General features: G+C 66.8%; 19 protein-coding genes. 13 read left to right on the top strand and 6 right to left on the bottom strand.

The genetic code is table 11. From position 1 onward, the window contains the following. Nucleotides 1-209 precede the first annotated feature (209 nt). Genes hisG through hisS form a run of 3 tightly spaced genes read right to left on the bottom strand, consistent with a single transcriptional unit; the run spans nucleotide 210 to nucleotide 3,450 of the window. On the bottom strand, nucleotides 210-902 hold the full coding sequence (hisG, locus tag JF542_RS12100) for an ATP phosphoribosyltransferase (RefSeq protein ID WP_007793209.1): 693 nt from the start codon (nucleotides 900-902) through the stop codon (nucleotides 210-212). After that, the gene (locus tag JF542_RS12095) at nucleotides 899-1,987 is read right to left on the bottom strand and encodes an ATP phosphoribosyltransferase regulatory subunit (protein WP_207076033.1); all 1,089 of its coding nucleotides are present in this window, start codon (nucleotides 1,985-1,987) and stop codon (nucleotides 899-901) included. The genes hisG and JF542_RS12095 overlap by 4 nt, the downstream gene beginning before the upstream one ends. Further along, entirely contained in the window at nucleotides 1,978-3,450 is a 1,473-nt protein-coding gene (hisS, locus tag JF542_RS12090; protein WP_207076032.1) for a histidine--tRNA ligase, read from the bottom strand. Before hisS ends, JF542_RS12095 begins: the two co-directional genes overlap by 10 nt. A gap of 312 nt (nucleotides 3,451-3,762) precedes the next feature. On the opposite strand from hisS, the gene JF542_RS12085 reads away from it, so the two are divergent. Further along, nucleotides 3,763-3,969 (top strand): SlyX family protein, encoded by a 207-nt coding sequence (locus JF542_RS12085; protein WP_207076031.1) that lies wholly within the window; start codon nucleotides 3,763-3,765, stop codon nucleotides 3,967-3,969. A gap of 33 nt (nucleotides 3,970-4,002) precedes the next feature. On the opposite strand, the gene dnaE is transcribed toward JF542_RS12085, so the two are convergent. Continuing rightward, nucleotides 4,003-7,527 (bottom strand): DNA polymerase III subunit alpha, encoded by a 3,525-nt coding sequence (gene dnaE / locus JF542_RS12080; RefSeq protein WP_207076030.1) that lies wholly within the window; start codon nucleotides 7,525-7,527, stop codon nucleotides 4,003-4,005. Nucleotides 7,528-7,805: 278 nt separating this feature from the next. Here dnaE and JF542_RS12075 point away from each other — a divergent pair, with 278 nt between their 5' ends. From JF542_RS12075 to JF542_RS12030, 10 genes are all read left to right on the top strand, one after another. Continuing rightward, on the top strand, nucleotides 7,806-8,780 hold the full coding sequence (locus JF542_RS12075; RefSeq protein WP_207076029.1) for an alpha/beta hydrolase: 975 nt from the start codon (nucleotides 7,806-7,808) through the stop codon (nucleotides 8,778-8,780). A 193-nt stretch (nucleotides 8,781-8,973) separates the two neighbouring features. Continuing rightward, a complete protein-coding gene (gene xdhA / locus JF542_RS12070; protein ID WP_207076028.1) occupies nucleotides 8,974-10,356 on the top strand; it encodes a xanthine dehydrogenase small subunit in 1,383 nt (460 codons plus the stop codon). Continuing rightward, nucleotides 10,353-12,809, top strand: coding sequence for a xanthine dehydrogenase molybdopterin binding subunit (locus JF542_RS12065; protein WP_207076027.1), 2,457 nt, complete (start codon nucleotides 10,353-10,355; stop codon nucleotides 12,807-12,809). Before xdhA ends, JF542_RS12065 begins: the two co-directional genes overlap by 4 nt. Then, entirely contained in the window at nucleotides 12,799-13,749 is a 951-nt protein-coding gene (gene xdhC, locus JF542_RS12060; RefSeq protein ID WP_207076026.1) for a xanthine dehydrogenase accessory protein XdhC, read from the top strand. Before JF542_RS12065 ends, xdhC begins: the two co-directional genes overlap by 11 nt. Beyond that, a complete protein-coding gene (locus JF542_RS12055; protein WP_207076025.1) occupies nucleotides 13,716-15,239 on the top strand; it encodes an ATP-binding cassette domain-containing protein in 1,524 nt (507 codons plus the stop codon). Before xdhC ends, JF542_RS12055 begins: the two co-directional genes overlap by 34 nt. A gap of 87 nt (nucleotides 15,240-15,326) precedes the next feature. Continuing rightward, nucleotides 15,327-16,412 carry an ABC transporter permease gene (locus JF542_RS12050; RefSeq protein WP_007793181.1) on the top strand — a complete coding sequence of 362 codons (1,086 nt, stop codon included), beginning with the start codon at nucleotides 15,327-15,329 and terminating at the stop codon, nucleotides 16,410-16,412. Then, nucleotides 16,412-17,320 (top strand): ABC transporter permease, encoded by a 909-nt coding sequence (locus JF542_RS12045; RefSeq protein WP_207076024.1) that lies wholly within the window; start codon nucleotides 16,412-16,414, stop codon nucleotides 17,318-17,320. The genes JF542_RS12050 and JF542_RS12045 overlap by 1 nt, the downstream gene beginning before the upstream one ends. A gap of 27 nt (nucleotides 17,321-17,347) precedes the next feature. Continuing rightward, nucleotides 17,348-18,124, top strand: a complete 777-nt coding sequence (locus JF542_RS12040; RefSeq protein WP_242533730.1) for an ion transporter — start codon at nucleotides 17,348-17,350, stop codon at nucleotides 18,122-18,124. Further along, nucleotides 18,121-19,197, top strand: a complete 1,077-nt coding sequence (locus tag JF542_RS12035) for a BMP family ABC transporter substrate-binding protein (RefSeq protein WP_007793173.1) — start codon at nucleotides 18,121-18,123, stop codon at nucleotides 19,195-19,197. The genes JF542_RS12040 and JF542_RS12035 overlap by 4 nt, the downstream gene beginning before the upstream one ends. Nucleotides 19,198-19,407: 210 nt before the next feature. Further along, nucleotides 19,408-19,923 (top strand): YdcF family protein, encoded by a 516-nt coding sequence (locus tag JF542_RS12030; RefSeq protein ID WP_242533729.1) that lies wholly within the window; start codon nucleotides 19,408-19,410, stop codon nucleotides 19,921-19,923. A gap of 9 nt (nucleotides 19,924-19,932) precedes the next feature. On the opposite strand, the gene JF542_RS12025 is transcribed toward JF542_RS12030, so the two are convergent. Beyond that, the gene (locus JF542_RS12025; protein WP_007793165.1) at nucleotides 19,933-20,364 is read right to left on the bottom strand and encodes a DUF1489 family protein; all 432 of its coding nucleotides are present in this window, start codon (nucleotides 20,362-20,364) and stop codon (nucleotides 19,933-19,935) included. 157 nt (nucleotides 20,365-20,521) lie between these two features. On the opposite strand from JF542_RS12025, the gene JF542_RS12020 reads away from it, so the two are divergent. Beyond that, nucleotides 20,522-22,810 (top strand): adenosylcobalamin-dependent ribonucleoside-diphosphate reductase, encoded by a 2,289-nt coding sequence (locus JF542_RS12020; protein ID WP_007793162.1) that lies wholly within the window; start codon nucleotides 20,522-20,524, stop codon nucleotides 22,808-22,810. Nucleotides 22,811-23,158: 348 nt separating this feature from the next. On the opposite strand, the gene JF542_RS12015 is transcribed toward JF542_RS12020, so the two are convergent. Further along, a complete protein-coding gene (locus JF542_RS12015) occupies nucleotides 23,159-23,761 on the bottom strand; it encodes a Cap15 family cyclic dinucleotide receptor domain-containing protein (RefSeq protein WP_207076023.1) in 603 nt (200 codons plus the stop codon). Here JF542_RS12015 and JF542_RS12010 point away from each other — a divergent pair. Next, the gene (locus JF542_RS12010; protein ID WP_207076022.1) at nucleotides 23,760-24,224 is read left to right on the top strand and encodes a hypothetical protein; all 465 of its coding nucleotides are present in this window, start codon (nucleotides 23,760-23,762) and stop codon (nucleotides 24,222-24,224) included. The genes JF542_RS12015 and JF542_RS12010 overlap by 2 nt on opposite strands. Nucleotides 24,225-24,654 lie beyond the last annotated feature (430 nt).

The following is a 24,654-nucleotide window of genomic DNA, read 5'->3' as shown; positions in this document are numbered from 1 at the left end:
CGATTCTCCTCAGTGCTGTCGGGAGGAGGTTTGCACGCTAACGGCGAGGGCGATAGGGGCGGGGGTCCTTGTGCGGGTCTTCGGGGCAGGGATGGCCCAGAGAATTGGCGAGAAGTGGCCTCGGCAAAGCTCCGAGCGCCGCCTGCGCGGATTCAAGCCCGCCTCGATCTGCAGTGCCTGAGAATGAAAGGCGGCGGAGCCAGCGCCCTTCAGACGTCGAGCTTTGCCATCAGCGTGCGCAGCACCGTGCGCTCGTCTTCATCGAGCTTCGCGGTGCGGCTGCGGAACAGCGTCGCCTGGCTGCGCAGCACGGGCTCATCGTCGATCACCTTGAGGTGGTTGGCCCGCAGCGTGTCTCCGGTCGAGGTGATGTCGGCCACCGCCTCGGCGGTAAGGTTCTTCACCGTGCCCTCGGTGGCGCCCTGCGAGTCCACGAGCTGGTAATCCGCCACGCCGCCATGGCGCAGATACTCGCGCACCAGCCGGTGATACTTGGTGGCGATCCGCATCCGGAAGCCGTGTTCGGCGCGGAACGCCGCCGCCGCCGCGTCGAGATCGTCGAGCGTATCGACATCGACCCAGCAGGCGGGCACCGCGACGATCAGGTCGGCCTGTCCGAAGCCCAGCTCGGCCAGCGGCTCGACCTTCTGGTCCCACTGCACCAGCTTCTCGCGGATGAGATCGGTGCCGGTGACGCCAAGGTGGATGCGCCCGGCAGCCAGCTCGCGCGGGATCTCTCCTGCCGAGAGCAGCACCAGGTCGACGCCTTCGACCCCGTCCACCGCGCCGGCATATTCCCGGTCGTTGCCAGTGCGGGCAAGGCCCACGCCACGGGCTCCGAACCAGTCGAAGGTCTTCTCCATCAGGCGGCCCTTCGAGGGCACCCCAAGCTTCACACTCATGCCCGCTCTCCCGTCTGCAGAAGCAGCCCCGGACGGATGACCCCGCCCACGGCCGGGGCGGCGCGGCCATTGCCCAGCCGCTCGGTCAGCGCGTCATAGCGCCCCCCGGTGGCCACCGGGGGCAGGTCGGGGCGCGCGGTGGGCACGAAGCCGAAGACGAAGCCGTCGTAATATTCCATCGAGCTGCGCCCGTAGCTTGCCTCGAATTCCAGCGTGGCCACGTCGATCCCGCGTGCCGCAAGCGCCTCGCAGCGGCGCTCGAAGCGCTCGACCGCCGGCAGCAGCGCCGGCATGTCGACGGCGATGTCATGCAGCTGTTCCAACGCAAAGGAGCAGGTCTCGCGCACCGCCAGCAGCGTGTCGATCAGCGCCACCTGGCTCTCGCAGAGCGGGCCTTCGGCGGCGTCCTCGCGCAGCGCGGCGATGCGCGCGGCGACCTCGGTCTCCGAACGCAGGCCGATCGCCGGGGCTGCGGTGTCCATCGGGTTCTCTGCGGCCAGCAAGGCCTTGCGCGACGGCGGCACCGGGCTGCGGCCCGAGTAGCGGTCGAGCAGAGCGCGGAACCGGCGCGGACGCCAGATGTGGCGCATCAGCGCGGACCGGCGGCGCTCGGAGGTCTCGAGCCCGGCCACGGCGGCGGTCAGGATGCCGATATCGCCGGTCACCGCGCGCAGCCGATAGGGCGCCAGCGTCTCGGCGAAAAGCGCGAAGACCTCGGCATCGGCCTGCGCCGGATCGTCATCGGCGAACAGCTCGAAGCCGACCTGGAAATACTCCGGCGCGCGCTCGGGATGCTCTTCCTGGCGGCGAAAGACCTCGCCGGCATAGGTGTAGCGCGACGGCGCGGCGCCGGTCTCCATGTGCATCTGAACCACCGGCACGGTGAAGTCGGGCCGCAGCATGACCTCGCCGCGGGCGGGGTCGTGGGTCACGTAGGTGCGGGCGCGGATGTCCTCGCCATAAAGGTCGAGCAGGGTTTCCGCCGGCTGCAGGATGGCGCAGTCGACATTCTCGGCCCCGGCCTCGAGAAACCGGGCCCGCAGGCGGACGGCTTCGGCGCGTTCCTGCGCGGTGGTCACGCCCATTGGTTCAGGATCTCTCTCACCTTGGCGACCAGATCGCCGCGCGCCACCTCGTATTGCGAGGGGCGCTCCTTCCATTCCTCGAGGCTGGCGCTCTCGGCCAGCTTGGCGCCGAGGACCAGGTCCTTGATCTGCACCACGCCGCGCTCCTTCTCGTCGCCGCCCTCGATGACGGCGACCGGCGAGCTGCGCTTGTCGGCATATTTGAGCTGGTTGCCGAAATTCTTCGGATTGCCGAGATAGACCTCGGCACGGATGCCCGCGTTGCGCAGCTCGGCCACCATGGCCTGGTAATCGGCCATGCGGTCGCGATCCATCACCGTCACCACCACGGGGCCCTGCACGGCGCCGCCGATGCGGCCCTTCTCGCGCAGCGCTGCCAGCAGCCGGTCGACGCCGATGGAGACGCCGGTGGCAGGCACCGCCTGACCGGTGAAGCGCTTGACGAGATCGTCGTAGCGTCCGCCACCGGCCACCGAGCCGAACTGGCGCTTGCGGCCCTTCTCGTCGAAGATCTCGAAGGTCAGCTCGGCCTCGAAGACCGGGCCGGTGTAATATCCAAGGCCGCGCACGACGCTGGGGTCGATCTCGATGCGGTCGGGGCCATAGCCCTGCGCCGCCAGCAGCGCGCCGATCTCTTCGAGCTCGTCGACCCCCTCGGCCCCGATCTCGGAGCTGCCGACAGCGGCGCGGAGGTTGGCCACCGTGGCGGCGGCATCGGCACCCTTGGAGGTCAGGAAGGCGACCACCGGCTCGGCCTGCGCGTCCGACAGGCCCACGCCGTCGATATAGGCGCCCGAGGCATCGAGCCTGCCCTTGCCGAGCAGCTCGCGCACGCCGGCCTCGCCGACCTTGTCGAACTTGTCGATGGTGCGCAGCACCGCGTCGCGCTGCGCGTCATCCTCGAGCCCCATGGTCTCGAGCACGCCGTTCAGCACCTTGCGGTTGTTGACCCGCACCAGATAGTCGCCGCGCGGAATGCCGACCACTTCCAGCGTGTCGGCCAGCATGGCGCAGATCTCGGCATCCGCCGCGACGCTCGCGGCGCCCACGGTATCGGCGTCGCATTGGTAGAACTGGCGGAAGCGGCCTGGGCCGGGCTTCTCGTTGCGCCAGACCGGGCCCATGGCGTAGCGGCGATAGGGCAGGGGCAGGTCGTTGCGGTGCTGGGCATAGACCCGCGCCAAGGGCGCCGTCAGGTCGTAGCGCAGCGCCATCCAGCTCTCGTCCTCGTCCTGCCAGGCGAACACGCCCTCGTTGGGCCGGTCGACATCGGGGAGGAACTTGCCGAGCGCCTCGACGGTCTCCACCGCGCTCGATTCCAGCGCATCGAAGCCGTAGCGATGATACACCCCGGCGATGGCCTCGAGCATCTCGGCGCGCTCGGTCACTTCGGGACCGAAATAGTCGCGGAAGCCCTTCGGCGTCTGTGCCTTGGGGCGGGGGGCTTTTTTCACTTTGGCCATGGCGGGCTCCGGGCTCGTCCAGATTGCGCGCCCCCCTTAGCCGCTTGCGCGTGCGGGGGCAAGCGACCGGCGGTGTGCAGCGGCCCGGCGTTACATCCTGCGGCTTGCGTCGGGTGCCTCCGGCGGGGATATTTAGAGCCAGAAGAAGACAGGGGCGCCGCGCTCCCCACCCGCCCTGGTTTCTTCTGGCACAAAATATCCCGGGGGGAGGCCGCCAGGCCGGGGGGGCAGCGCCCCCATACGCCCTTTCCAAGCCGCGCGGCGCGGCATAAGCGGCGCGGCCTATGTGGCGCGACAAAAGGAGCCGGAGACATGCCAAGCGACACCGACAGCCTGCAGGAACGCATCGCCTATCTCGAGCGGGCGGTGGATGATCTTTCCGAGACCGTGGCGCGTCAGGACTGCGACATCGCGCTGCTCACCCGTCGTGTGGCGCTGCTGCTCGAGCGCGAGGCGGCGCGGCAGGACGAGGGGGTCGGCGCGGTGGTGATGGGCGACGAGCGCCCGCCGCACTACTGAGGCGCGGCGCGCGGCCGGGGTGAGGCGTCCGGCTCAGAAATCCTCCACCGCCATCACGCCGTCGAGCGATTTCACCGCGCCCTTGATCTCGGGGGTGACGGGGAATTCCTGCCTGAGATCCATCTCGACCTCACCCGGCAAGCCGGAGCCTGCGAAGCACAGCCGCACCGGGCCGCGCCCGGCGCGCGGCATCTGCTCGGCGGCGCGGCCCAGAACCGAGGCGACCTGCGCCACGGTGTCGGGATTCTCGATGTAGATCTTCATGCCCGCGGCGCCGGCATCGGCCACGACCTGCTCGACCGGTCCGAAGGAGCGGGCCAGCAGCTTCAGCTGGTCCGACTCCATCGTCGCCTCGACGGTGACCACCACCTTGGTGCCGGTCTCCAGCAGGTCGCGCGCCTTTTCCAGCGTGTCCGAGAAGATCGTCACCTCGTAGGCGCCGCTCGGGTCCGAGAGCTGGGCGAAGGCGAAGCGGTTGCCCTTGGCCGACTTGCGCTCCTGCCGGCCCGCCACCACGCCGCCCATCTTGGCGATACAGGCGCCGCCGCGGGCCTTGTCCTCGACCTCGTCCAGCGTCAGCACGTCGCGACGCTTGAGCGCCGGCATGTAATCGTCGAGCGGGTGGCCCGAGAGATAGAAGCCGATCGCCTTGAACTCTTCCGAGAGCCGCTCGGCGGGCAGCCAGTCGGGCGCCGGCGACAGCCGCGGCTCGGGCAGGTCGTCGCCGGCCTCGCCGAAGAGCGACACCTGCGCCGAGGCCTTCTGCTCGTGGATCGCGGCGGAATACGCGACCAGCGCGTCGAGCGATTCGAAGATCCGCCGGCGGTTGCGGTCGAGCTGGTCGAAGCAGCCGGCCCGCGCCATCATCTCGAGCGGCCGCTTGCCGACGCGCTTGAGATCGACCCGGCGGGCGAAATCGTAGACGTTGACGAAAGGCTTGTCGGGGCTCCTGGGGTCCTCGGGCACGGAGCGGCGCCCCTCGACCACCAGCCGCATCGCATCAAGCCCGACATTCTTCAGCGCGCCGAGCGCATAGACCAGCTTGCCGTCCTCGACGTCAAAGCTCGCCTGGGACCGGTTCACGCAGGGCGGGATGTAGTCGAGCTTGAGGCCCTTCTTGGTCTCGTAGAAATAGACCGCCAGCTTCTCGGTGAGATGGATATCGCAGTTCATCACGCCGGCCATGAACTCGACCGGGTGGTTCGCCTTGAGCCAGGCGGTCTGGTAGCTCACCACCGCGTAGGCGGCGGCGTGGGACTTGTTGAAGCCGTAGTTGGCGAATTTCTCGAGCAGGTCGAAGACCTCGGTGGCCTTCTTCTTCTCGACGCCGTTCTTGGCGGCGCCGGACTCGAACTTCGGGCGCTCGGCGTCCATCGCCTCCTTGATCTTCTTGCCCATGGCGCGGCGCAGCAGGTCGGCGCCGCCGAGCGAGTAGCCCGCCATCTCCTGGGCGATCTGCATCACCTGTTCCTGGTAGACGATGATGCCCTGGGTCTCGGCAAGGATGTGGTCGATCGAGGGGTGCACGGAGGTGATCTCGCGCTGGCCGTTCTTGACCTCGCAATAGACCGGGATGTTCTCCATCGGGCCGGGACGATAGAGCGCCACGAGGGCCACGATGTCCTCGATGCAGGTCGGTTTCATGCGCTTGAGCGCGTCCATCATGCCGGTGGATTCCACCTGGAACACGGCGACGGTCTTGGCCGAGGCGTAGAGCTTGTAGGTCTTGTCGTCATCCAGTGGGATGAGGTTCATCTGGTTCTCGCCGCCCTCGGCCGGCTCGTAGAGCTGGGTGCCGTCGGCGGCGACATGGATGGGGCGGCCGGACTTGAGGATCAGGTCGACGGCGTTCTGGATCACCGTGAGCGTCTTCAGGCCGAGGAAGTCGAACTTCACCAGACCCGCCTGTTCCACCCATTTCATGTTGAACTGGGTCGCCGGCATGTCCGAGCGTGGATCCTGGTAGAGCGGCACCAGCTCGTCGGTGGGGCGGTCGGCGATGACCACGCCGGCGGCGTGGGTGCCGGCGGAGCGCAGCAGCCCCTCGACCTGCATGCCGTATTTCAGCAGCCGGTCGACGACCTCCTCGCGCTCGGCCTCCTCGCGCAGGCGCGGCTCGTCCTGCAGCGCCTTTTCGATCGAGACAGGCTTCACGCCCTCCACGGGGATCATCTTCGACAGCCGGTCGACCTGGCCGTAGGGCATCTGCAGCACCCGGCCCATGTCGCGCACCGCGGCCTTGGAGAGCAGCGCGCCGAAGGTGATGATCTGGCCCACCTTGTCGCGGCCGTATTTCTCCTGAACGTAGCGGATCACCTCTTCTCGGCGGTCCATGCAGAAGTCGATGTCGAAGTCCGGCATCGAGACCCGTTCGGGGTTGAGGAAGCGCTCGAACAGCAGCGAATAGCGCAGCGGGTCGAGGTCGGTGATGGTCAGTGCGTAGGCCACCAGAGAGCCCGCGCCCGAGCCCCGGCCGGGACCGACGGGAATGTCGTGATCCTTGGCCCATTTGATGAAGTCGGCAACGATCAGGAAGTAGCCTGGAAAGCCCATGCCCTCGATGATGCCGAGCTCGAAATCGAGCCGCTCCTGGTATTTCTCCACCGTCACCGCGTGCGGGATCACCGACAGGCGCTTCTGCAGACCCTCGTTGGCCTGACGGCGCAGTTCGACCACCTCGTCATCTGCGAATTTCGGCAGGATCGGATCGCGGCGGTAGGCCATGAAGGCACAGCGCTTGGCGATCTCGACGGTGTTTTCCAGCGCCTCGGGCAAATCGGCGAAGAGCGTCGCCATCTCCTGCGGGGTCTTGAGGTAGTGCTGCGGGGTCAGCCGCCGGCGCGGCTCCTGCTGGTCGACATAGGCGCCCTCGGCGATGCAGATCATCGCGTCATGCGCCTCGTACATGTTCTCCTTAGGGAAATACACGTCGTTGGTCGCCACCAGCGGGATGCCCATCTCGTAGGCCATCTCCACGTGGCCGCGCTCGGTCAGGCGCTCGGCCTCGGGCAGGCCGTCCTCGCCGGGATGACGCTGCAATTCGACATAGAGCCGGTCCTGATAGATCTGGTGCAGCCGGGTCAGCAGGGTCTGCGCCGCGGCGCGGTGGTTCTCGCGCAGGAGGCGGCCGACCGGGCCGTCTGGTCCGCCGGAGAGGCAGATCACGCCCTCGCCATACTCTTCGAGCTCGTCCAGCAGCACATGTGCCAGCTCGCCGTCGCGCCGCAGGTAGAGGCACGAGTTGAGCTTCATCAGGTTCTCGTAGCCGCGCTCGTTCTGGGCCAGCAGCACCACCGGCGCCGGCGCCTTCGGGCGTTCTCCCGGGGCCGGCTGCACGTAGCGCAGATCGACCTGGCAGCCGACGATCGGCTGCACCCCGGCGCCGCTCGCGGTCACCGAGAACTCGAGCGCCGAGAACAGGTTGTTGGTGTCGGTCACCGCCACGGCGGGCATCTCCATGGCCTCGCAGAGGCCGGGAAGCTTCTTCAGGCGGATGGCGCCTTCGAGCAGGGAGTATTCGGTGTGAACGCGGAGGTGGATGAATCGGGGATCTGCCATGCGCCCGACATTATGGCGCGCCCGCGCCCGGCGAAAGACCCGACTCACGCCCCGGTGTCTTCGCGCCGCGCGCCTGCGGCATCGCTCGGTGAGGGCCATGGTCGGACGGAATCCACCCCAATCACCACATTTCGATAGCGAGTTTGCCCAATTTTCCCCTCAGTTTCTGGTGACTTTGGGTGACACGACACTTCTTCCCTGCCGTGGCGCCTTGTGTTGCGCTGCGGTCCTACATAGACGGTCCGGGTTTCTCCCCCTTCCGAGCGCGGCATATGGCAATGGACAAGGCTCTCGATTCCTATTCTCCCGACATCACTGGCATGACCTTCGCCGAGACCGGCGCCGGCCAGATGCCGACCTACGGCCAAACGCCCGAGCGGCGCGCGGGCCTCTCGACCCGGACCAGCGAGCGCCGCCGCAAGGCGCTTCTGGCTGCGGCGAAGCTGGCACCGGGCCTGACCGCCCGGCATCTGGCGAAGCGCTACCTGTGCTCTGCAGCCAATATCGACCGTGCCCGGCTCTGCGGTGCGGGCAAGGCCGAGTTCCTGCCCTCGGGCGAGGCGGCGGCGGTGCTGCGCCACGCTCCGATGGCCGAGCCCACCGGTCAGCGCATCCTTCTGGTGCATGGCCATGACGGCAATGTGCGCCAGTTCGGCCGCATGATCCGCGCGCTGCAGAACGCGGGCGCCGAAGTCGATGCGCTGCTGCTTCCGGGCCATATCGAGCCCGATCGGGACCCGTGCAGCATCGCCGACATCACCCGTGCGATCCACGACTGCGCCCGGACCCATGGCCCCTATGACGGAGCGATCGCCCATTGCGTCAGTGCCAACGGTCTGATCTTCGCGCTCGAGGACGGGCTAGAATGCGGCCGCGTGGTGCTCATCTCGGCGCCACTCGACCAGCGCAAGCTGCTGCGGCTCGGCGGCTCCCAATACGGCATCGAAGGCGACTGTCTCGAGCGCTTCGTCGACGAGGTCGTCCGTCTGAGCGCCCCGTACCCGGCCGAGGCGCCATGGCGTGCCATCGCCGCAACGCGTTCCGAGCCGATGCTCGCCGTGCATGCGCGCAACGACTACGCTGCTCCGGCAGAGGATCTCGAGCCGCTGGCGGATGTCTGGGCCGAAGGTCGAATCGAGATCTTCGAGAACGCGGATCACAACACCATCGTCGGCCAGTCCGCGCCGGTGCAGTGCGTCACCGACTTCCTCACTCGCGATTTCCGCCAACCCGATGAGGCCGGCGCCAGCTGATGGCGCGACCTTGGAGGGTGACGCCAAGTTTGGTGGCACCCTCCGCCCATCTGCCTCTCAAATGGGCATTTTCCTCTTGCCAAGCGGGAAACCCGGAACCTAGCCTGTAGCGGATCGATAAAGGTCCGCACGCTTTCTACGCCGCATCGAGGGTGTGCATGACAGGGACGGGGTATCGCGGCGGGTTCTTCATATGGATATCTGCTTTCTTCTGAACGGGGAAAGAGTGGAGCTGCGCGGCGTATCCCCGACGCGCACGGCTCTCGACTGGCTGCGCGAGGAGCGTGGTCTCAGCGGCACCAAGGAAGGCTGCAACGAAGGCGATTGCGGCGCCTGCACGGTGATGGTCACCGACGCGCACGGCTCGCGGGCACTCAACGCCTGCATCCTGTTCCTGCCGCAGTTGCATGGCAAGGCGCTGCGCACCGTCGAGGGGCTCGCCGGCCCCGACGGCAGCCTGCACCCGGTGCAGGAAGCGATGGTCACGCATCACGGCTCGCAATGCGGCTTCTGCACGCCGGGATTCGTGGTCTCGATGGCCAAGGCGCACAAGGTCGGCGACACCCACTTCGATGACGCGCTGGCGGGCAATCTCTGCCGTTGCACCGGCTACGCCCCCATCGTGCGCGCGGCCGAGGCCGCCGCCGACGCGCCGGTGCCGGACTGGATGGAAGAGCCCGCGCTTCCCGAGGTGGCCGGGCAGGTCTCGTCCGCCGATCTCAGCGCGCACTCGCCCTCAAGCAGCGATGAGCTGGCCGAGCTGGTGGCCAAGCACCCCTCGGCCACCATCGTCGCCGGCGCCACCGATGTCGGGCTTTGGGTTACCAAGCAGCTGCGCGAGCTGCCGGAGGTGATTTTTCTCAACCGCTGCGAGGACCTGCAGCAGATCGAGGTCACGGATGAGGCCATTCGGATCGGGGCCGGCGTCACCATGGACCGGGTGCTCGATCTGATGCGGGAGCACTACCCGAGCTATGCCGGGATGCTGCGCCGCTACGGCTCGGCGCAGGTGCGCGCCGCCGCCACCATCGGCGGCAACATCGCCAACGGCTCGCCGATCGGGGACAACCCCCCGGCGCTGATCGCGCTGGGCGCGCGGCTGCACCTGCGCTTCCGCGACACGCGGCGCGAGATGGCGCTGGAGGAGTTCTTCATCGAGTACGGCAAGCAGGATCGCTACCCGGGCGAGTTCGTCGAGGCGGTGACGATCCCGCGCCAGCCCGATCGGCTGAAGGTCTACAAGCTTTCGAAACGTTTCGATCAGGACATCTCGGCGGTCTGCGGCGCGTTCAACGTGACCGTCGAGGACGGCAAGGTCGTGACGGCCCGCATCGCCTTTGGTGGCATGGCGGGCATCCCCAAGCGCGCCGCCGCGGTCGAAGCGGCGCTGACCGGCAAGCCGTGGAATGACGAGGCGGTGGTGTCCGCGTGGGACGCGTGGGAGCAGGATTTCGCGCCGCTTTCGGACATGCGGGCGAATGCCGAGTACCGGCTCGCCGCGGCGCGCAACATGCTTACCCGCTGCCTGCTCGAGGACATGGGCGCGGCCACAGACGTCCGGGAGGTGCGGGCATGAGCGTTACGAAACCGCTGCCGCATGACGCGGCGCCGCTGCATGTGACCGGCAAGGCCCGCTACATCGACGACATCCCCGTGCCGTCGAACTGCCTGCACATGGCCTTCGGTCTGTCGGAGATCGCCTCGGGCCGGATCCGCGAGATCGACCTTTCCGAGGTGCGCCGTGCGCCCGGCGTGGTGAAGGTCTGGGAGGCCAAGGACCTGCCCTCGGATTGCGACTGTTCTCCCTCGCTGCATGACGAGCCGCTGCTTTCCGGGGCCTCGGTGCATTACGTGGGCCAGCCGGTCTTCATGGTGGCCGCGACCAGCCATCTTGCTGCCCGCAAGGCGGTGCGCAAGGCGAAGATCAGCTACCAGCCGCGCGACGCGGTGCTGACCGTCGACGAGGCGATGGCCGCCGACAGCCGCTTCGAGGACGGCCCGCGGATCTGGGAGAAAGGCGACGCCGACGCCGCCATGGCCGAGGCGGAGCACACGGTCTCGGGCACGCTCGAGATGGGCGGGCAGGAGCATTTCTACCTCGAAGGGCAGGCCGCCATGGTTCTGCCGCAGGAAAACGGCGACCTGCTGGTGCACAGCTCGACCCAGCACCCGAGCGAGATCCAGCACAAGGTTGCGCACGCGCTGCACCTGCCGATGCATGGCGTGCGGGTCGAGACCCGGCGCATGGGCGGCGGTTTCGGCGGCAAGGAGAGCCAGGGCAACGCGCTGGCCATTGCCTGCGCGGTGGCGGCGGCCGAGACCGGACGGCCCGCCAAGATGCGCTACGACCGCGACGATGACATGGTGATCACCGGCAAGCGCCATGATTTCCGTATCGAGTACAGCGCCGGTTTCGACGGCGACGGGCGCCTCAAGGCGGTGGATTTCGTGCAATATGCGCGCTGCGGCTGGGCGCAGGATCTGTCGTTGCCGGTTGCGGACCGGGCCATGCTGCACTCGGACAACGCCTATGACATTCCCAGCCTGCGGGTCGAGAGCCACCGGCTGAAGACCAACACCCAGAGCGCCACCGCCTATCGCGGCTTTGGCGGGCCGCAGGGCATGCTGGGGATCGAGCGGGTGCTCGACCACGTGGCCCATGCGCTGGGGCGCGATCCGCTCGAGATCCGGCGGTTGAATTATTACTCCGATGTCGGCGCGGTCGAGAGCCCGGACGGGGGGCTGTCTGCCCCCCGGGCGCCTGCGGAGCAGGCACCTCCCCCCGAGGATATTTCCGGCCAGGAGAAACAGGCTGCCGCGGAAGAGGACCTGACCTCGCGCGGGGCGGTTTCGAGCGTGCCGGAGGGGGCTGCGCCGGCGGTTCCGGCGTGGGGGCAGGTGACGCATTACGGTCAGCCGGTGGAGGATTTCATCCTCGGCGGGCTGACGGAGCGGCTGGCGGAGAGCTGCGATTACGCGGCGCGGCGCGCGGCGGTGGCGGAGTGGAACGCCCACACGCCGCTGTTGAAGCGCGGCATCGCGCTGACGCCGGTGAAGTTCGGCATCTCCTTCACGCTCACCCATCTCAACCAGGCCGGTGCGCTGGTGCATGTCTACCAGGACGGTTCGGTGGCGCTGAACCATGGCGGCACCGAGATGGGGCAGGGGCTGTTCCAGAAGGTGGCACAGGTGGCGGCGGCGCGGTTCGGCCTGCCGCTCGATATGGTGCGGATCACCGCGACCGACACCGCCAAGGTGCCCAACACCTCGGCCACCGCCGCCTCCTCGGGCTCGGACCTGAACGGCATGGCGGTCAAGGCCGCCTGCGACACCATCCGCGACCGCATGGCCGAGCACCTGGCGGGGCTATTCCAGGCCAAGACCTCGGAAGTGGTCTTTGCCGGCGGGGAGGTCACGGTCGGAAGCGAGACGATGAGCTTCGCGCAGGCGGCCAAGCTCTGCTACGAGGGGCGGGTGAGCCTGTCGTCGACCGGGTTCTACAAGACGCCCAAGGTCGCGTGGGACCGGATCAAGGGGCAGGGGCGGCCGTTCTTCTACTTCGCCTATGGCGCGGCCTGCACCGAGGTGGTGCTCGACACGCTGACCGGCGAGTACCGCATCCTGCGCACCGACATCCTGCACGATTGCGGCGCCTCGCTGAACCCGGCGCTGGATATCGGCCAGATCGAGGGCGGCTACGTGCAGGGCGCCGGCTGGCTCACCACCGAGGAGCTGGTCTGGGACGAGGACGGGCGGCTGCGCACCCATGCGCCCTCGACCTACAAGATCCCGGCCTGTTCCGACCGGCCCGAGATCTTCAACGTGGCGCTCTGGGAAGGCCGCAACGAGGAAGAGACGATCTATCGCTCCAAGGCGGTGGGCGAGCCGCCGTTCATGCTGGGCATCTCGGCCTTCCTGGCGCTGTCGGACGCGGTGGCGGCCTGCGGCACGCGCTACCCGGCGCTCGACGCGCCGGCGACACCGGAGCGCGTGCTGAAGGCAATCCGGGCGGTGCGCGATGAGCTTTGATCTGGAGGCGTTGCGCCGCGCGGTGGACCGGCATGGGCGGGTGGCGCGTGTGGTCGTGGCCGAGGTCGCGGGCTCGGTGCCACGCGGCCCGGGCACGGCGATGCTGGTTTGGGCCGAGGGCGGTGGCCTGGCGCAGTTCGGCACCATCGGTGGCGGCGCGCTCGAGCTGGCGGCGGCGGAGGCGGCGCTGGGTCGCGAGGGGCTGACACGCCATCCGCTGGGGCCGTCTCTGGGGCAGTGCTGTGGCGGCGCGGTGGTGCTGCTGACCGAGCATTTCGATGCCGCGCGGGTCGCGGCGCTCGGGGGGCAGGAGGTGATCGTGCGCGGGCCGGGGGAGATGCCGCTGGCGGTGCGGCGGCTCATCGACCGGGCGCGGGGACAGGGCGTGCGCCCCGAGCCGCAGCTGGTGCAGGGCTGGATGGTCGAGCCGGTGGCACGGGCCGAGCGGCAGCTCTGGATCTGGGGCGCGGGCCATGTGGGACGCGCCGTGGTGGCGACGCTGGCGCCCTTGCCGGAGCTGGCGATCACCTGGATCGACACCGCGCCCGAGCGGTTTCCGCAGGAGGTGCCCGAGGGGGTGACCGTGGTGCCGGCGGCGCAGCCGGAGCGTCTGGTGCGCCACGCGCCCGAGAGCGCCGAGCACCTGATCTTGACCTACAGCCACGAGATCGATTTCGCGCTGTGCCATGCATTGCTGGAGCACGGGTTCGGCTTTGCCGGGCTGATCGGGTCCGAGACGAAATGGGCCCGGTTCCGCAAGCGATTGGCGACGCTGGGTCATCCTGATGCCCGGATCGCGCGCATCTGCTGCCCAATTGGGCAGAAATCCTACGGCAAGCACCCGCAGGCCATTGCCATCGGGGTGGCTGCGCATCTACTCAACCGTGAAACAGGGGATGGACAGGCGTGGCAGACACACTTCTCAGCATCCGGGGCCTGACCAAGGCCTATCCGGGCGTCGTGGCCAATGACGACGTCTCCTTCGAGATCCAGAAAGGCGAGATCCACGCGTTGCTGGGCGAGAACGGCGCCGGCAAGTCGACGCTGGTGAAGATGATCTTCGGCCTGGTGAAGCCCGATCGCGGCGAGATGCTGCTCGACGGCAGCGCCTACACGCCGGGCAAGCCCTCGGACGCGCGCCGGGCGGGCGTGGCGATGGTGTTCCAGCATTTCTCGCTCTTCGAGGCGCTGGACGTGGCCGAGAACGTGGCGCTGGGCATGGAGAACCCGCCCAAACCCCGCGATCTGGCGCGGCAGATCCGCGAGGTCTCGGAGACCTACGGGTTGCCGCTCGATCCTTCGCGCACCGTGGGCACGCTGTCGGCGGGCGAGCGCCAGCGGGTCGAGATCATCCGCTGCCTGCTGCAGCACCCGCGGCTCCTGATCATGGACGAACCGACCTCGGTGCTGACGCCGCAGGAGGTGGAGATCCTGTTCGAGACGCTGGCCAAGCTGAAGGCGGAGGGCACGTCCATCCTTTATATCTCGCACAAGCTCGAAGAGATCCGCACGCTCTGCGACGAGGCGACGATCCTGCGGCTGGGCAAGAATGTCGGCACCTGCACGCCGCGCGACGTCACCGCGCGGCAGATGGCCGAGATGATGGTGGGCTCGAGCTTTGCCACGCCCGAGGCGCGCAGCGCCGAGAAGGGCGCGGTGCTGCTCAAGTGCGACGCGCTCTCGATGCCGGCACCGGGCGCCTTCGGCACGCCGCTGCGGGAGGTCTCGCTGGAGGTCCGCGCGGGCGAAGTGCTGGGGATCGGCGGCGTCGCCGGCAACGGGCAGGACGAGCTGCTGATGGCGCTGTCGGGCGAGCGGCTGGCGCCCAAGGGGGCGATCTGGTTCAAGGGTGAGGACATCAGCCGGGCCGGGCCTATGGCGCGCCGCGACGCGGGGCTTCTGTCTGGGCCCGAGGAACGTCTCGGACATGCGGCGGCCCCCAATATGAGCCTGACCGAGAATGGCGTGCTGACCGCCTCGCGGCGGAAGGGACTGGTCTCGAACGGCTTCATCGACTGGGGCCGTGCCACGGGCTTTGCCGAGGAGGTGATCGAGCGCTTCGACGTGCGCACGCCGGGGCCGGGCACGGCGGCGCGGGCGCTGTCGGGCGGCAACCTGCAGAAATACGTGGTCGGCCGCGAGATCCAGCAGGATCCGGATGTCTTCGTGGTGAACCAGCCCACATGGGGCGTGGATGCGGCGGCGGCGGCGGCGATCCGTCAGGCGCTGCTCGACCTGGCCGCCAAGGGCGCGGCGATCATCTGCATCAGCCAGGATCTGGACGAGCTGATGGAAATTTCCGACCGCTTCGGCGCTCTGAACGAGGGGCGGCTGTCGCCGACCCGCGCGGTGAGCGAGCTGGATATCGAGAAGATCGGCCTGATGATGGGCGGTGCGCATGACATGGAGGTGGCCCATGTGGATCGCTGACCGCAGCAGAGTTTTCGTCCGAAAACTCTGTGACTCGAGGGCGGACGCGAAGATTTTTCCTGCGAAAAATCTTCCGGAGGCGCGCGCATGATCCGGCTGGAGAAACGCCCGCAGCCCTCGACGCTCTGGACCGCGCTGACGCCGGTGCTGGCCGTGCTGCTGACGATGATCGTTGGCGGCATCATGTTCGCTGCGCTCGGCAAGCCGCCGCTCGAGGCGATCCGCACGATCTTCTGGGATCCGTTGTTTCACCCGCAATTCGCCTCGTATTCGCGGCCGCAGCTGCTGGTGAAGGCGGGGCCGCTGATCCTCATTGCCATCGGGCTCTCGGTCGGCTTCCGGGCAGGGATCTGGAACATCGGGGCCGAGGGGCAATACATCATGGGGGCGGTGATCGGCGCCGCGGTGGGGCTCGCCTTCTACCCGTCCGACAGCGTGCTGCTGTTTCCGCTGATGGTGGTGGCGGGCGCGCTGGGCGGCTGGCTCTGGGCGATGATCCCGGCACTGCTCAAGACGCGCTTCGGCACCAACGAGATCCTCGTCTCGCTGATGCTGGTCTACGTGGCCGAGAACATCCTCGCCTCGGCCTCCTCGAGCTGGCTGCGCAATCCCGAGGGGCAGGGCTTCCCGGGCTCGCGCAACTTCAAGCAATGGCCGGCGGTGTTCAATGACGAGCTCATCGCCAATACCGGCATGCACTGGGGCGTGGTCGCGGCCTTCATCGCGGTGATCGGCGCCTACGTGCTGATGGCGCGCCACATCCAGGGCTTCAACATCCGCCTGACCGGCGAGGCACCGCGCGCGGCGCGCTTCTCGGGGGTGAACCCGGTGCGCATCGTGCTGCTTTGCCTTGGCGTCTCGGGGGCGCTGGCCGGCATGGCGGGGCTGTTCGAGGTCACCGGGCCCGCGGGTCAGATCAGCATCGATTTCGGCTCGGGCTATGGCTTCACCGCGATCATCGTTGCCTTTCTCGGACGGCTCAACCCGTTCGGCATACTGCTCGCGGGACTGCTGATGGCGCTGACCTATATCGGCGGCGAGCTGGCGCAGCTCATGCTGGGCCTGCCCGGCGCATCGATCCAGCTCTTTCAGGGCATGCTGCTGTTCTTCCTGCTCGCCACGGACGTGTTCACGAATTACCGCATCCGCTTTGTCGGACGGGAGGTGGCGTGATGGATCCCGTTCTTCTCGTTGCTTCGATCATGGTCTCGGCGACGCCGATCCTGCTGGCCGCCATCGGCGAGCTGGTGACCGAGAAATCCGGCGTGCTGAACCTCGGGGTCGAGGGCATGATGATCACCGGCGCGGTGATGGGCTTTGCCATCGCCGTCTCGACCGGCTCGCCGCTTCTGGGCTTTCTCGGCGCGGCCGTCGCCTCGGCGGTGCTGTCGCTGAGCTTCGGCCTCCTGACCCAGTACCTCCTGTCGAACCAGGTCGCCACCGGCCTCGGACTGACGCTGGTGGGGCTGGGCCTCTCGGCGCTGATCGGCTCCAACTACGAGGGCCAGCGGGCGCCGAACCTGCCCAAGCTCGACATCCCCGTGCTGGGCGACATCCCGGTGCTCGGGCGGATGCTGTTCTCGCATGACTTTGTCGTCTACCTGAGTCTCGCGCTGGTCGTCGCGGTCTGGGCCTTCCTCAAGTACACCCGCGCCGGCCTGATCCTGCGCGCGGTGGGGGAGGATCACGAGAGCGCCCACGCGCTGGGCTACAAGGTGGTGCGGGTGCGCATGGCGGCGATCGCCTTCGGCGGCGCCTGCGCCGGGCTCGGCGGCGCGTATGTCAGCCTCGTGCGGGTGCCGCAATGGACCGAGGGCATGACCGCCGGCGCCGGCTGGATCGCGCTGGCCATCGTGGTGTTCTCGTCGTGGCGGCCGCTGGGCGTTCTGGTGGGGGCCTACCTGTTCGGCGGCGTCACGGTGATCCAGCTCAACCTGCAGGCTGCTGGCACCACGGTGCCGGTCGAACTCTTGTCGATGTCGCCCTACCTGATCACCATCCTCGTGCTGGTCGTCATCTCGGCGCGCGGGGCGCATGGCGCGCCGGGCTCGCTTGGCCGGCCGTTCCACGCCAGCTCGTGAGGCGCGATGCCGGGGAGGGAAAGGCATATGAAGGGCAAGGCGCGGGTGCAGGCGGCGCTCGACGGGCGCGACCCGCGCTTCGGCGCGCGCATTCTCTGGGGGCTTTACGGGGTGATCATCCTCTCGGCGGTGGTGCTTACGCTGGAGAGCATGGACAGCCTGCCTCCGCTGATCCATCGCCTGCTCGGCTGGGCCGAGTTCGCCATCCTCGGAGTGTTCGCAGGGGAGTACCTTCTGCGGCTCTGGGCGGCGCCGTCGCGATGGCGCTACGCGCTGAGCTTCTGGGGTATCGTCGACCTGCTTTCGGTGCTTCCGGGGCTGCTGCTTCTGCAACCGCAGACCCAGAGCCTGCGCGTGCTGCGCCTGATGCGGGTGTTCCGGCTGCTGAAGCTGCTGCGTCTGCGCCGCGCCTCGCGCCGGCTCGAGGACGCGTTGCGCGCCTCGCGCGAGGAGCTGATCCTGTTCACCGCGGTGGCGGTGCTGGTGCTCTTCGTGGCGTCGGTGGGGATCCATTTCTTCGAGCACGAGGCGCAGCCGGAGAAATTCGGGTCGATCCCGAAATGCATGTGGTGGGCGCTCGCAACGCTGAGCACGGTGGGGTATGGCGATGTCTACCCGATCACCGCGGGGGGGCGCATCTTCACTGGGCTCACGGTGCTGATCGGGGTGGGTATCGTCGCCATTCCGGCCGGGATCATCACCTCGGAACTGCTGCGGCAGAAGCCGCGCCCGGAGCGCCCTTCGCAGGGTACGCAGACCGAAACACCAACAAAGACTGAAAAACCAATGGGAGACCAAGAATGATCAAACGCAGAACGCTTCTCGCCGCCTCCGCGGCGCTCGGCCTCGTGATGGGCGGGACCGCCTTCGCACAGGACGTGCCGAAGATCGGTTTCGTCTATGTGGGGCCGGTGAACGACGGGGGCTGGTCGCAGCACCACCACGAATCCGCGATGCAGATGAAGGAGCATTTCGGCGATGCCATCGAGGTGATCGAGCAGGAGAGCGTGCCCGAGGGCGCCGATGCCGAGCGCGTGCTGACCCAGATGGCGCTGTCCGGCGCCGACCTGATCTTCACCACCTCCTTCGGCTACATGGACCCCACCATCAACGTCGCCGAGAAGTTCCCTGACGTGAAGTTCGAGCACGCCACCGGCTACAAGACCGCCGACAACGTCTCGGCCTACTCGGCGCGCTTTTACGAGGGTCGCGCGATCACCGGCTATCTTGCCGGCGCGATGTCCGAGACCAACAAGATCGGCTATATCGGCTCCTTCCCGATCCCGGAAGTGATCCGCGGCATCAACTCCTCCTACCTGCACGCCAAGCAGGCCAACCCCGATGTCGAGATCGCCGTGGTCTGGCTCAACACCTGGTTCGACCCGGCCAAGGAAGCCGACGCAACGCAGGCGTTGCTCGACCAGGGTGCCGACGTGGTGCTGGCCCACACCGACTCCACCGCGCCGCTGGCGGTGCTCGAGAAGGCCGGCGCCTACGGCTTCGGCCAGGCCGCCGACATGGCCGAGTACAAGCCGACGCCGCGGATCTCGTCGATCATCGACGACTGGGCACCCTACTACATCGAGCGCGTGCAGGCGGTCCTCGACGGCACCTGGGAGAGCCACAACACCTGGCAGGGCATTGGTGACGGCATGGTCGGCATCGGCGAGTTCACCGGCCCGATCCCCGAGGACGTGCTGGCCCACGTGACGCAGATGAAGGACGACATCGCGTCCGGCGCCTACCACCCGTTCACCGGCCCGATCAACAAGCAGGACGGCTCGGCCTGGCTCGCCGAGGGCGAAGTCGCCGATGACGGCACGCTGGCGGGCATGAACTTCTACGTCGAAGGCGTGAGCGGCTCGATCCCGAACTGAGCTCTTGGGCTTTGACTGGTCACTGGCACCGCCGGCGCATCTGCCCGGCGGTGCTTTTGCTTGGGGCGGTCGGGATGTGAGTATTTACCGACGTAGAGAAGACAGGAGCGCGGCGCGTCTCGAAGGAGGTGGGGCGCGGGGTGGCTGCGGGATCGGGCGGGCGCTGCGGTGCGTGTGCCCAGTGGTGGTGAGGGCCGGGATGGTCGGGATTTGAGTATTTGTCGACGTAGAGAAGAGCAGAGGTCGGCGCTGCCGGTGGCGGTGGTGCTCGGGGCAGCGGTGTGGCCGGGCGGCGAGCCGTCTCCGACGCTGCGGCGGCGGGCGAAGCGCGCGGTGGCGCTGTGGCAGTCGGACGAGGTCGGGGCGATCCTCGGCTGTGGAGGAGAGGGCGCGCATGCGCCGTCCGAGGCCGAGGTGATCTGCCGGCTGGCGCGCGAGGCGGGGGTGCCGGAGGAGGCGCTCTTCCGGGAGGACCGGTCGACCACGACGGAGGAGAACCTGCGTCTCGCGCTCCCGGTTCTGGAAGAGATGGGCGCGCGCGACGTGGTGATCGTCAGCGAGGCCTATCACTTGCCGCGAGCGCTGCTGGTGGCGCGGCGGCTGGGGCTCAGGGCACGCGGGGCGGCGCCGGGCCTCCGGGGCGCGCGGGTGCGCGCTCAGGCAAGGGCGGTGCTGCGCGAGATCCCGGCGTTTGTCTGGTACTGGCTGCGTGGGGCAGGGCGCTAGCGTGGCCGCTCAGAGCACGCCGATCTCGGCCAGCGCACCGGCCAGTTCCGGCGGCAGCGCGTCCTCGTCCTGGCGGTTGGCTGGAAGATCGCGGGGGGCATCCTCCGGGGCGAGGTAGCGCCATCCCTGAAACGGTCGCCGCGGCGCCGTGGTGACGCGGATCAGCCCCGGCTGCAGCACGATGGCGCAGCGCTCCACGCCATCCGAGCCGGTCACCGGATCGAGCCGCAGGATCGGCTGGCGGCACTGGATCAGACCCTTGAAGACCCAGTAGATGCTGCCGCCGTTCAGCACCTCGGCCTCGCGGCGCGGCCACATCCGGGTGACGTGGCGCGGCAGGCCGTCCTCGGTCTGGGCGGCGCGGCTGGCCTGCCAGGCCGCGAGCGTCTCGAGGCTTTCGGTCCCGGCGCTGAGCTTTATCAGGTGCGTGAACTTGTCCACAGAGTCCTCCACAGATGCCGCAGCATATTGTAGTTTGCCCCGGATCGGTTGCAAGTAGTGGTGGCGTAACGTCGATGCGAGTCTGTCTCGAAGGCTCTGGACGTGCTAGCTTCGTGCCTGCTATCAGGCCTGTTCTGCCAAAGAGGATTCCGCTGCCATGAGCCGTTTCGCCGCCCCCATTGCCGAACAGATCTGGGACATGAAGTACCGCTTCAAGGAGGCGGACGGTACCCCGATCGACATGAGCGTCGAGGACAGCTGGCGCCGCATCGCGCGTTCGCTCGCCTCTGTCGAGAAAGACGCCGAGCGCTGGGAAGAGACGTTTTTCGAGGCACTTGAGGATTTCAAATACCTCCCCGCAGGCCGCATCACCGCCGGCGCCGGCACCGCGCGCTCGGTGACGCTGTTCAACTGCTTCGTCATGGGCACCGTGCCGGACAGCATGTCGGGCATCTTCGACATGCTCAAGGAGGCTGCGCTGACGATGCAGCAGGGCGGGGGAATCGGCTACGATTTCTCGACCATCCGGCCCAAGGGCGCGATCGTGCACGGGGTTGCCGCCGACGCCTCCGGGCCGCTCTCGTTCATGGATGTCTGGGACGCCATGTGCCGCACCATCATGTCGGCGGGCTCGCGCCGCGGCGCGATGATGGCCACCATGCGCTGCGACCACCCCGACGTGGAGCAGTTCATCGCCGCCAAGTCCGACAGCGCGCGGCTGCGCATGTTCAACCTGTCGGTGCTGGTCACCGATCCGTTCATGGAAGCGGTGAAGGCGGACGGCTCCTGGGATCTCAAGTTCGACGGCAAGGTCTATCACACCGTCAAGGCGCGGGACCTGTGGAACAAGATCATGAAGGCGACCTATGATTACGCCGAGCCCGGCGTGATCTTCATCGACCGCATCAACGAGGCCAACAACCTCAACTATGTCGAGCAGATCGCCGCGACCAACCCCTGCGGCGAGCAGCCACTGCCGCCCTACGGTGCCTGCCTGCTGGGCTCGATCAACCTCGCGCGGCTGGTCACCGACCCGTTCACCGACGCGGCCGAGATCGACGACGCGGCGCTGGAAACGCTCGTCGCCACCGCCGTGCGCATGATGGACAACGTGGTCGACGCCTCGCGTTTCCCGCTGCCCGAGCAGGAAGAAGAAGCTCAGAACAAGCGCCGCATCGGCCTTGGCGTCACCGGTCTTGCCGACGCGCTGCTGATGAAGGGGCTGCGCTACGGCTCCGAGGAGGCCGCCGCCCAGACCGAGGACTGGCTGCACCGCATCGCCCGCGCCTCCTATCTTGCCTCGGTCGAGCTGGCGAAAGAGAAGGGCGCCTTCCCGCTCTTCGACGCCGAGAAGTACCTCGCCTCGGGCAACATGATGAACATGGACGAGGACGTGCGCGAGGCGATCCGCACCCACGGCATCCGCAACGCGCTGCTGACCTCGATCGCGCCCACCGGGACGATCTCGCTCTATGCTGGCAACGTCTCGTCGGGCATCGAGCCGGTCTTCGCCTATGCCTACAAGCGCAAGGTGCTGCAGAAGGACGGCACCCGGACCGAGGAAGAGGTGGTCGATTACGCGGTCCAGATGTGGCGCGACCTGAAGGGCGACGCCGAGCTGCCGGACTACTTCGTCAACGCCCAGACGCTTGATCCGCAGGATCACGTGCGCATGCAGGCGGCGGCGCAGAAATGGATCGACAGTTCGATCTCGAAGACCATCAACTGCCCCGAGGACATCTCCTTCGAGGCGTTCAAGGACGTCTACATGCAGGCCTACGAGACCGGCTGCAAGGGCTGCACCACCTATCGTCCGAACGACGTGACCGGCTCGGTCCTGTCGGTGTCGGAGGAGAAGAAGGCGGCGCCCGAGGCGGTCGCGACGCCGGCGGCAGAGCCCAACCAGCCGCATGGCGACGTGATCTACATGGCCGAGCCGCTGGACCGTCCGCAGGCGCTCGAGGGGCAGACCTACAAGCTCAAGTGGCCCGACAGCGAGCACGCCATCTACCTGACGATCAACGACATCATCGTCGGCGGTCATCGCCGCCCCTTCGAGGTCTTCATCAACTCGAAGAACATGGAGCACTACGCCTGGACCGTGGCACTCACGCGGATGATCTCGGCGGTGTTCCGGCGCGGCGGTGACGTGTCCTTCGTGGTCGAGGAGCTCAAGGCGGTGTTCGACCCGCGCGGCGGCGCCTGGGTGCAGGGCAAGTACATCCCGTCGATCCTGGCGGCCATCGGCGGCGTGATCGAGCGTCACCTGATCGCCACCGGCTTTCTCGAGGGCGAGGGCATGGGTCTCAAGACCGATCCGCAGGCCAAGGTCGTCGGCCTCGACGCGCCCCGCGGCAAGGCGTGCCCGTCCTGCGGCCAGTTCTCGATGATGATGGTCGAGGGCTGCATGACCTGCTCGAGCTGCGGGCACTCGAAGTGTGGGTGAGCTGAAGGGGTTACTTATATGTGGCGTGCCACGCGACATGACCTAACCGTCTCACAAGGTCATTTTGGCTGAGATGATCAAGAAACGGCCTCGGGGAGCACCCGAGGCCGTTTGCATGTCTGGCTGTGGCGACGCCTGGTGGTGTTGTTCTGGGCAGCAGGCCAAGTCGACATTCGTTGCGCGTCATGTGATCGTATGAACGAAGTCAGGCGCAGAAAGTGGGTGCGGTCCATTGCCGACGTTGCGCCACGGGTGCCGCAGCGCAGCTCTCTCGAACCCGACCTTGCCGTTTTCTACGCAGCACCCTCCGAACCAAAAGATCGCCCGACGTCTCACAAGAGAGTGAACTTATTTCCAGAGGCTCCACCAAGGGTGAGGTTTCTGAGTAAAAAGGTGTAGTTGCCCCGTACTTCTGGTCTCCGTGAAGTAATCTGCAGCTAGGGTGAGCTGAGTGCCAGCCTGAATACCCAAAACGGCAAGCCCTCGATACTTGATGCCGGGGTTTTTTGCCCCCTCCTTGCGCTCGTTCTGGAAGACGTAATATACACGATCTCGGTTTGCGCCTGCATCACGATCTGCTTGAGCGGATAGGGTCCTCGAGACGGACTCCTCGCTATCAAGGATCAAGCTCACGTGGAACGGAGTTTGATTGATGGTCAGCGTGATTTTGCGCTCACCTTTCCCGTTTATGCCATCATATGTGAGCGACCCTTCCCAGACGCCTCCCAAGTAGGGGAATATGACTGCTTGCACTTGCGGCACCCAACGCCACGCTAGATAGAATAGCAGCGGAAAGCCGGTGATGCCGTAGGATACCAATTTCATTATCGACAAGTAGTCGTCTACGACGTTATTCCCGTAAACGCCTAAGTATACCATAAGCATGACCAGTGACGTCACGCCTGCAATCAAGGCAATAGACATAATTTTAAAAGGCAAAAGGTGAAGCATGGTGGATACTCAAGATTGCGACGATGGTGATGATCTTGATCAACTTATGCTGGCCACTGTCGATGAGCGCCAGTCGCACTCAACTCTGATCGTGTGTTTTTTCACAGGTGAAGGAGCTCCACCACACACAGCTGCGATGTTGAGGGTGCCTGCGCCCCCCATTGCCTCAAGCGTTATGGACAGTTTTCATGTCCAAATTGACGCTGCCATTGAGCTGAACCCCGCTGTCCACGATGGAGCAATTTTGGTAGGGAGAAGCCGCACCTCTGAAGATTATGCCATCCGAGGTTGGTCATACCGCCTTTTTCCTCCTCACAATGGGGCCTGCCAAGAGGCGAACCGCGGCTCGGCTTTCAACAGTGGACTCGCGATGTCGACGGTTGAGGGCATCGACGCAGTTTACTTGGCATCTAATAATACCGTCAGTAAATTCGTGCACGGACACCACATTTTACTAAGATGACAAACAATCGCCCCTTTCAAGCGTATTAGCGTCCTCATCCATTGGCGCCCTGCCATAATCAACCCATTGGCCTGTCCTAGTAGTAGCGGCCCGCGGCGGACACTCAGCACGTAGTGCAAATGCTGCAGTATGCAGGTAGCCCGAATTCTGGACATGCGCTGACGGGACGGATTTCCGATGCTTGAATGTGGTTGAGTTGACTTCCGGCAGTGTGCAGTTTCGCGCTGAAATGTCTGATCAAATGTCTACTTGATGCAAAACCTGAATAAATTGATCGATAGTGCCCCATAGCGTGGTGTAGGAATCCGCGGGCGTCGCCACATGCGACGCTGGCGGTCACCGTCGATCTTCGGAGAAGGTTCGGGTTGCGACACCTGAAACCTGAGACGGAGATGACGATGACCGACGACAGAATGGCTCTGATGGAGCT

The sequence above is a fragment of the Salipiger bermudensis genome, from assembly GCF_017309175.1.
Classification (GTDB): domain Bacteria; phylum Pseudomonadota; class Alphaproteobacteria; order Rhodobacterales; family Rhodobacteraceae; genus Salipiger; species Salipiger bermudensis.
Note: the sequence above shows the minus strand (reverse complement) of the source record. Positions and strands in the feature narration are given on the sequence as shown.